This window comes from Dehalococcoidia bacterium, assembly GCA_030648205.1.
Taxonomy (GTDB): Bacteria; Chloroflexota; Dehalococcoidia; order JAUSIH01; family JAUSIH01; genus JAUSIH01.
On record JAUSIH010000002.1, the window covers coordinates 1 to 8,024 of the forward strand.

The window sequence follows — 8,024 nt, forward strand, 5'->3', positions numbered from 1 at the left end:
ACTACTACTATCAGAAAGGCTGGACCGAAGGCTTGCCCATCGTGTGTCCGACCGAGGAGCGCGTGCTCCGCATGTTGGAGTACACCGACCGCGCGCCGGGCGAGTTGGTGGGGCAGCTCGCCCCCGTGTACGCGGAGGCGACGGTGGAGAAGATCGCCATCAACGGCGTGATGGCGGGGTGCCTGCCCCAGCACATGCCGGTGCTGATCGCCGCGGCGGAAGCCATCATCGAGAAGGACTTCAACCTGTACGGCGTCCAGACGACCACCAACCCGGTCACGCCCCTGTTCATCGTGAACGGGCCGATAGCCAAAGAGCTTGACATCAACAGCGGGCCGAGCTGCATGGGGCCATGCAAGCGGGCGAACGCGGTCATCGGCCGGGCGATGCGCCTGCTCATGATTAATGTGGGCGGCGCCAAGCCGGGCGCGGTGGACAAGGCGACCTTCGGGCAGCCGGGTAAGTTCACGTTCTGCATCGCGGAGCACGAGGAGGCGAACCCGTGGGAGCCTCTGCACGTGGAGAGGGGCTTTGACAGACAGGACAGCACCGTCACCGCGTGCGGCGTCGCCAGCGTCATCAACGTGATCACCACGCCGGAGCTTATCCCCGGCTGGAAAGACGGCATCCAGATACTGGCCATGGTGGCTGACAACATGTCCGCCATGGGGAGCAACAACTTCATGAGCGGGATAGGGGAGCCGATGGTCGCCTTCTCGCCGGAGTCGGCGGGCATCCTGAAGAAGGACGGCTACTCCAAGCGGGATGTGAAGCAGTATCTCTTCGATAAGTCCAGCAGGACGGCCGCGAGCCTGCCGCCGTTCACCGTGGACCGCATGCGGCACCGGCGCAGCGTCGGCCCGTCCGTGGACAGGTTCTACATCACGGAGCGGGCGGAGGACATCATGCTCGTCGTCTGCGGCGGGTTGCTGGCGGCGCACACGGTGTTCATGCCCACGTTCGGCACCACGCAGGCCCAGACGAAGCCGATTGCGAAGAAGGACGGCACGCGCGTGCGCAGCGTTGAGGAGTTCAAGGCGAAATAGCCGGAACGCGCCCGGCGCATTCGCGTCAAGGCCCCTCCGCCCATACGGCGAAGGGGCCTTGTTTTGTGGCTGACGGCAGCCCTTGCGGACTGCAAGACGCGCGGGTGAGAGCGCTGCCCTCCCCGGCTACATGCGGAACATGTGATAAGAGCGCCGGGACCGGCGGGCCACGCCCGTCTTTTGGGCTGTCTCCGCGACAGTCCGCGCCACCGCCCTCACGACGCTGCGATTGAACACGCTGGGGACGATGTAGTCCTCGTGAAGGTCCCGTGTGGGCACCGCGTCGGCGATGGCGTGGGCGGCGGCCAGCTTCATCTCCTCGTTGATGGTGGTGGCGCGCACGTCCAGCGCCCCGCGGAAGATGCCGGGGAAGCAGAGGACGTTGTTGATCTGGTTGGGATAGTCGGAGCGGCCCGTGGCCATCACGCGCACGTAAGGCTGCGCCTCCTCAGGCATTATCTCCGGCGTGGGATTCGCCAGGGCGAACACGATAGCGTCGCGGTTCATCACCTTCAAGTGATCAGGTGTCAGCGCGCCGGGGCCTGAGACGCCCAGGAAGAAGTCGGCCCCCGTCAGGGCGTCCTTCAGGGTGCCTTTAACCCGCTCGGCGTTGGTGTTGTCGGCCAGCCACTCCTTCGCCCGGTTCATGTTCTCCGCGCGGCCCTTGTAGACAATGCCGGTCTTGTCGCAGGCGATGATGTGGCTTGTGCCGCAGGCCATCATCATCTTGATGCACGCCACGCCCGCCGCGCCGGAGCCGTTGACGACCACCTTCAGGCTCTCCATGCGCTTGCCGGTCAGCTTGCAGGCGTTCATGAGCGCCGCCATGACGACAACCGCCGTCCCATGCTGGTCGTCGTGGAAGACGGGGATGTCCAGCTCGCGTTTAAGCCGCTCCTCTATCTCGAAGCAGCGGGGCGCGGAGATGTCTTCAAGGTTGATGCCGCCGAAGCCAGGAGCTATGAGCTTGACCGCCTCCACGATGCGGTCCGGGTCCTTGCTGCTGAGGCAGATGGGCCAGGCGTCAATGTTGGCGAACTCCTTGAAGAGCATGGCCTTGCCCTCCATCACGGGCATGGCCGCTTCCGGCCCCAGGTCGCCCAGACCCAGAATGGCGGTTCCGTCCGATACGACCGCCACGGTATTGCCCTTGATGGTGAGTGTCCAGACGGACGGCGGGTCGTTATGGATAGCCTCGACGATGCGGCCAACGCCCGGCGTGTAGACCATGGACAGGTCAGACCGGGTGGTCACGGGCACCTTGAGCTGGGTCGCGATCTTGCCACCCAGGTGCACCAGGAACGTGGGGTCGGACAGCCCGGTCACCCGGACCTGGGGGATTGCCTCCATTTTCGCTGCAATGGCATGGCCATGGTCCAGGTCATGGGCGATGATGGTGAAGTCCCGCGTGATCTTGCCCCCGGCCATGCGCACGATGTCCACCGCGCCGACATCGCCTCCCGCCTTGCCGATGGCGGTGGCGATCTTGCCCAGCATGCCCGCATGATTCGGGTACTCAGCGCGGATCGTCAGGGTATAGCCAGGGCCCCGGGTCGTTGTCGTAGGCGTTGTGGCTGTTGGCATTCCCGACTCCTTTCAAGAGCACCGAGGACGGGGGGTGCGCATGTGGTCGGCGAGAGGGAAGCGCCCGTGCCAGTCGCCGCCGGCGCGCCCTGGTCAATTGCGACAGATGTAGTATAGCATTTTGGTGTGCTCACAGCTTGACCCGTCGGAGGGCCCGACCTATAGTGGCTATGGAGGCCCCGTCAGGAGGAGGCATGGCCTACAGCGCCCTTGTCATGGACCACTTTCAGCGCCCGCGCAACGCGGGTGTCATGGAAGACGCCAACGGCGTGGGCGACGAGGAGAATCCCGCCTGCGGGGATGTGGCCCGGCTGTTCCTGCGCATCGAGGGTGAAATCATCCTGAGAGCCAGCTTCCAGGCGCGGGGCTGCCCCGCGTCCATCGCCGCGTGCAGCGTGACGACTGAGATGGTGCGGGGCAAGACCCTTGCCGAGGCGGAAGCGCTGAAGCGGGAGGATGTGGCGAACGCTCTGGGGGGCCTGCCGCGGGGGAAGGTGCACTGCTCCGTGCTGGCGGCCGACGCTTTGCGCAACGCCATCCAGGACCACCGGCGTCGGGCTGCGTAAAGGGCGGGCTGTGGCCGTGACGGGGGCGGGGCCTCACGGAGGCCCCGCCTTTTTTTGTCCTTACGGGCTGGACCGGACAGACACCGTGAAGTGCTGGGTCAGCGTGCCGTCCGTGGCGATGACGGTCAGCGGCACGTCCTGGCGAAAGACAGTGCCAACTAGTTCCAGGGTAAGGGTGACCGTCGCGGTAAAGGGCGGCTGACCAGAGTTAGGCGTCACGCTTATCATCGCGGGCGGCCTCCTGTCGGAGCCGCACAGCATCATGAGATTGGCGTCCAGCCGCACTGGCCTGGCGCTGGAGCCGACTACCTGGACGGTGAACGTCACCGGCTGGTTGGGGCCTGCCAGCTTGCCTCTGTCAGGGCCAGCGGTGAGCTTCCAAGGCACCTTTGTCTCTATGGACGAGAACATGACGTTGCCGCACTGAGCGCTGGAGTACGCGTGGAAGAGGCGCTTCCGCCCGTCGGGCTGAAAGAGCGTGCTGGAGCTGGTGCCCAGGACTCCCGTGCTGCCCAGGCGAGTGAAGGCGAGCCCGTCGGAGGAGACCGCTGAGTGCAGAATGCTGCCGTTCGCGAAATACATGGCGTATGTGCCATTGGGCTGGCGCAGGACTCGCGGGCGCGAGATGTCCGGCTCGCCGGTGGGCACGCCGTCAATGCGGGCGCCCGGCTCCCGGGTGAAGCTCAGGCCGTCGGAAGAGACGGACGAGAGGATGCGCGTGACGCCGCCGGGAAACAGCTCGGAACCGGCCAAGCCCGTGTAGTACATACGGACTCGACCGTCCGACAGCCGCATGATGTCCGGAGCAAAGCTTGCGGCGCTGTCCAGTTCTCCTCTGGCGGGCTGGCGCATGCCCTGCTCCGGGTCGAAGGTGAACCCGCCCGCGGAGATGAAGCTGCCGATACTGAACGCGCCGGAGAACATGCGTAGCCGACCGTCATCCAGTACATGGATGCCGGTGGTGCCGCTCTGCTGGATGCGTATCCCGGGGTCGCGCGACCAGGCGATGCCGTCGCCGGACGTGGCGCTCGCAATGCCCGCTTTGCCGTCCGTGTTGTCGTTGTAGTACATCCTGAACGTCTGGTTAGGGTTCAGGAAGATGGTAGGCTCCATGACCAGGTTGCTCGTGTACACCTGGCCCTGCCATATCCACGCAAAAAGGTCAGGGATGGGTGTGGGCGTCGCGGTGGGGGCGGGCGTCTGCGTTGGCGTGGGCGTCGGCGGTAGAGGTGTTGGCGTGGGTGTGGCCGTCGGGGGTGCCTGTGTTGGAGTGGGCGTTGGCGCCGGCGTGGAAGTAGCCGCAACCGTCGGCGTTGGACTAGGCGGCAGAGGTGTCGAAGATGGCGTCGGCTGAGGTGTCGGCGTCGCCGCGGGCGCTGCCGTGGGGGCTGCCGTGGGCGCCGGCGCGGGAGTTGGCGTAGGTGGCGCGGGCGTCGCCGTGGGCTGGGTCGCGGCGGTGGCCTGTGGCGTCGGCGACGGGACAGGGGCCGGAGCAGTCGGCGCGGTGCACGAAGCGAGGAACAGAACGAGTGCGAGCAGGACGCCTGTCCATCGCCCACGGATCAGCGGAGCAGTATGCACGTGATACCTCCAATACGCTGTGGACACGGGAAAAGCCCGGAAGCAAATAGCTTTCTTGTAATAATAACACTTGTCCGATCAACGGGGTCCCGCGTGTGCTACAATACCGCCTTGGAGTCGAATATCGTCTGCAAAGGATGCGCGATAACGTGACATGATCAGCTTGCAGTTCATTCGCGAGCACCCGGAGGTCGTCCGAGAGGGGCTGGCCAAGCGCGGCGCCACGGCTCCAATTGACGACATCCTGGAGATGGACAGGCAGCGCCGCAAGACGCTAGTCGAGATGGAGACGCTGCGTGCCCAGCAGAACAAGGCCAGCAAGGAGATAGGGCAGGTCTTGGGAGAGGCGCGCAAACACGCCGCGCCCCCTTCTACGGAAGGGCCGGACGACCGGCTGACGCCCGAGCAGAAGGCGGCGAGCGCCAGCCTGAGCAAAGCGGAGTACATGAAGGCGGAACTGGCCCAGGTCAGCGACCGCATTAAGTCGCTCGATGCTCAGGTCAAGGACATTGACGCAAAGCTGGCGATGCTGCTCCTTCAGATACCGAACATGCCGGACCCCTCGGTGCCCGTGGGGCCGGACTCCAGCGGCAACAAGGTCGTTCGCACGTGGGGAGAGCAGCGCGCCTTCGACTTCACGCCCAGGCCGCACTGGGAGCTGGGCGAGAAGCTGGAAATCATTGACTTTGAGCGCGGCGTGAAGATGTCAGGCTCCCGGTTCTACATCCTGAAGGGCAAGGGGGCCAAACTTCAGCGGGCGCTTATTACGTGGATGCTGGACCTGCACACCCGCGAGCACGGCTACACGGAGATATATCCCCCGTACCTGGTCAAGGAGGCGTGTCTGGTGGGCAGCGGCAACCTGCCCAAGTTCGGGGAGAACCTCTACCGGGACGCGGAAGAAGACCTCTGGCTCGTGCCCACCGCTGAGGTCCCGCTGACGAACCTGCACCGGGACGAAATCCTGGACGCGGCCATGCTCCCTCTGTCCTACGTCGCCTATACGGCCTGCTTCCGCCGCGAGAAGGTCTCCGCGGGCACCGACGTGCGGGGCATCAAGCGTGTCCACCAGTTCGACAAGATAGAGCTGTACAAGCTGGTGGAGCCTTCCCGTTCCGCCGATGAGCTACAGGCCCTGCTGTCGCACGCGGAGTCCGTGGCCCGTGGCCTCGGCCTGCCCTACCGGGTGGTCGAGCTGTGCACGGGCGACATCGGCTTCCAGTCGGCGAAGTCCTACGACGTGGAGATATGGGCGCCCGGCTGCGGCGAATGGCTGGAGGTCAGCTCGTGCAGCGCCTGCGGCGACTTCCAGGCGCACCGCGCGAACCTGCGCTACCGCCCGAACCCCAAAGCCAAGCCGGAGTTCGTCCACACGCTGAACGGCTCCGGCCTCGCTCTGCCGCGGGTGATGATCGCCCTTCTGGAGACCTGTCAGCAGGTGGACGGCAGCGTGCGCATGCCGGACGTGCTGCGGCCGTACACCGGCTTCGACTGCATCCCCTAGCGGCGCGGCCACGCCGGACGACTCCTCAGCGTTTGCGCCACCGCGAGGACGGCGACGAACGCCGCTCCTTCCAGGGCCGCGCCCGCCCACACCGGCAGGGCCACCAGGCTGAAGGAGAAAGGCGCCAGCAGCGGGAACTCGCCATCGCCGAGGAGCGCGTCGAAGGCCAGGTGCGACGCGACCGCCCCCGCTATCACCACGCCTGTCAGGAGGCGCTGGCGCGCGTCTCGGGCCGCCGCCAGCCCTACCAGCGCGGCGCTGGCCAGCAGGAACAGCAGGGCGTGGCTGGCCCGTGGGTCCGCCTGTGTGCCCAGGAACCACAGCACGTGGTCCACATCCACCGCCACGGCCACGGCGCCCGCCAGCAGGGCGTACCGCAGTTGCCGTGTGGCCGCGCCGACCGCGAAGCCGAAAACAAAGTGCCCGCCGATCTCGAAGGCCAGCCGTCCGGTCTCCAGGCCTGACCTGCTGGGCTGCCGCGTCGGATTGTCCGTCAGGCCAAGCAGTGAGAACGCGAAGCTGAGCGCCGCGAAGAAGGCGGCCATCCCCAACGGCCAGGACAGCTGCCTGGCCAGCGTTTCCAGGCGGCCGGGCGCTCCCCTGCGGATGCCGAGCCTGCGCAGCCTTTTCTCCGCGCAGGCAACGCACGTGCAGGCGGGCGGGTGTTGCGCCAGCCAGTATTCATCTTCTCGTCGGGGCATAGTCCCTTTCATTCATGGTTCGACAAGCTCACCACGAGCGGGATTGTCCGCTCACCCTGAGCTTGTCGAAGGGTGAGCATGCAATGGCGGGATGCCTTCGCTATATCCAAGCCAGTGTACCCCCTTGTATCCTTGTCCGGCAACCTGTCCGGCGGAGATGCGGGGGGTGTGGCGCGCGGCGTCCGCCCCGTGGTAACGTGGAAGGCGGGATACGCCACGGAGAACTATCGGGAGGGACGGGAATGCCGGCGCCGAAGCAGGTTGTCCTGAGTCCGGAGTCCATCAGAATCACGTGGGACGACGGGCACCAGAGCACATACGCCAACAGGTACCTTCGCGGGCAGTGCCGGTGCGCCGGCTGTGTGGACGAGATGAGCGGCAGGCGTCGGGTGTCCGAGAAGAACGTGCCGGAGGACGTGCAGGCGGTGGACTGGATACAGGTAGGCTACTACGGGCTTCAGTTCCTGTGGACAGACCTGCACGCGGCGGGCATCTATACCCACGAGATGCTGCGGTCCCTGTGTCCGTGCCCCCAGTGCCAGCCCGTGAAGCCCGCGGCCCAGTAGCGCCGTTAGCGACCGCCGCCGTGCTGGCCTTCCGCCGCGTCCGACTTCTTGAGGTTCAGTAGCGAGGCGGCAATCATGATGACGACGACGAATGCCAGCGCCGCGAAGAGCGCGTTCTTGCCCAGCGCCAGGAACAGCGTCCCCACCGAGGCAATCAGCAGCGCCACGCACGCCAGGACGGCGAGGGGCAGAATCACGCTCATCACGAACCGGTTCATGCGCTAACCTCTCTCATATCGGGCTGCTCCGGCCCCAAGATACTCATGCCTCTGGTATTATACCGCGTGGCTTGATTCAGCACGCTTGCGCCGACAGGCTCGGTGCAGCCCTGGATGATGTGAATGGGATGGGAGATAAGGGGATTCATGAATCTAAACGTTATCACCGTAGTTTCATACGCAACGGCATGGTGCCGGTGAGCAACTGGGAGTTTTGCCGCAGGTTAGCGGCCAAAGCAAACCCACGGTATGTCACGC

Annotated in this window: 8 protein-coding genes; 4 read left to right on the forward strand and 4 right to left on the reverse strand. The window is 65.6% G+C overall.

Annotated features, from left to right (window positions below; genetic code table 11):
- On the forward strand, positions 1 to 1,046 hold a 1,046-nt coding region (locus Q7T26_00305), incomplete at its 5' end, for a UGSC family (seleno)protein (GenBank protein ID MDO8530603.1).
- A gap of 126 nt (positions 1,047 to 1,172) precedes the next feature.
- Here Q7T26_00305 and Q7T26_00310 read toward each other — a convergent pair.
- Entirely contained in the window at positions 1,173 to 2,630 is a 1,458-nt protein-coding gene (locus tag Q7T26_00310; GenBank protein MDO8530604.1) for an NAD-dependent malic enzyme, read from the reverse strand.
- A gap of 194 nt (positions 2,631 to 2,824) precedes the next feature.
- On the opposite strand from Q7T26_00310, the gene Q7T26_00315 reads away from it, so the two are divergent.
- Positions 2,825 to 3,196 (forward strand): iron-sulfur cluster assembly scaffold protein, encoded by a 372-nt coding sequence (locus tag Q7T26_00315; protein MDO8530605.1) that lies wholly within the window; start codon positions 2,825 to 2,827, stop codon positions 3,194 to 3,196.
- A 60-nt stretch (positions 3,197 to 3,256) separates the two neighbouring features.
- Here the strand turns inward: Q7T26_00315 and Q7T26_00320 are convergent, their stop codons facing one another.
- A complete protein-coding gene (locus Q7T26_00320) occupies positions 3,257 to 4,777 on the reverse strand; it encodes a hypothetical protein (GenBank protein ID MDO8530606.1) in 1,521 nt (506 codons plus the stop codon).
- Positions 4,778 to 4,931: 154 nt separating this feature from the next.
- On the opposite strand from Q7T26_00320, the gene serS reads away from it, so the two are divergent.
- Positions 4,932 to 6,281 (forward strand): serine--tRNA ligase, encoded by a 1,350-nt coding sequence (gene serS / locus Q7T26_00325; GenBank protein MDO8530607.1) that lies wholly within the window; start codon positions 4,932 to 4,934, stop codon positions 6,279 to 6,281.
- On the opposite strand, the gene Q7T26_00330 is transcribed toward serS, so the two are convergent.
- Positions 6,278 to 6,982 carry a metal-dependent hydrolase gene (locus Q7T26_00330; protein MDO8530608.1) on the reverse strand — a complete coding sequence of 235 codons (705 nt, stop codon included), beginning with the start codon at positions 6,980 to 6,982 and terminating at the stop codon, positions 6,278 to 6,280. The two genes, serS and Q7T26_00330, sit on opposite strands and share 4 nt — an antisense overlap.
- Positions 6,983 to 7,224: 242 nt before the next feature.
- On the opposite strand from Q7T26_00330, the gene Q7T26_00335 reads away from it, so the two are divergent.
- Positions 7,225 to 7,548: a DUF971 domain-containing protein gene (locus Q7T26_00335; GenBank protein MDO8530609.1), complete on the forward strand. Its 324-nt coding sequence runs from the start codon at positions 7,225 to 7,227 to the stop codon at positions 7,546 to 7,548.
- 5 nt (positions 7,549 to 7,553) lie between these two features.
- Here the strand turns inward: Q7T26_00335 and Q7T26_00340 are convergent, their stop codons facing one another.
- Positions 7,554 to 7,766: a hypothetical protein gene (locus Q7T26_00340; protein MDO8530610.1), complete on the reverse strand. Its 213-nt coding sequence runs from the start codon at positions 7,764 to 7,766 to the stop codon at positions 7,554 to 7,556.
- Positions 7,767 to 8,024: the final 258 nt, after the last annotated feature.

Coding starts and splice junctions, on each gene's coding strand:
- Q7T26_00310 (MDO8530604.1), bottom strand. CDS start 2,630: ATGCCAACAGCCACAACGCCTACGACAACGACCCGGGGCCCTGGCTAT.
- Q7T26_00315 (MDO8530605.1), top strand. CDS start 2,825: ATGGCCTACAGCGCCCTTGTCATGGACCACTTTCAGCGCCCGCGCAAC.
- serS (MDO8530607.1), top strand. CDS start 4,932: ATGATCAGCTTGCAGTTCATTCGCGAGCACCCGGAGGTCGTCCGAGAG.
- Q7T26_00330 (MDO8530608.1), bottom strand. CDS start 6,982: ATGCCCCGACGAGAAGATGAATACTGGCTGGCGCAACACCCGCCCGCC.
- Q7T26_00335 (MDO8530609.1), top strand. CDS start 7,225: ATGCCGGCGCCGAAGCAGGTTGTCCTGAGTCCGGAGTCCATCAGAATC.
- Q7T26_00340 (MDO8530610.1), bottom strand. CDS start 7,766: ATGAACCGGTTCGTGATGAGCGTGATTCTGCCCCTCGCCGTCCTGGCG.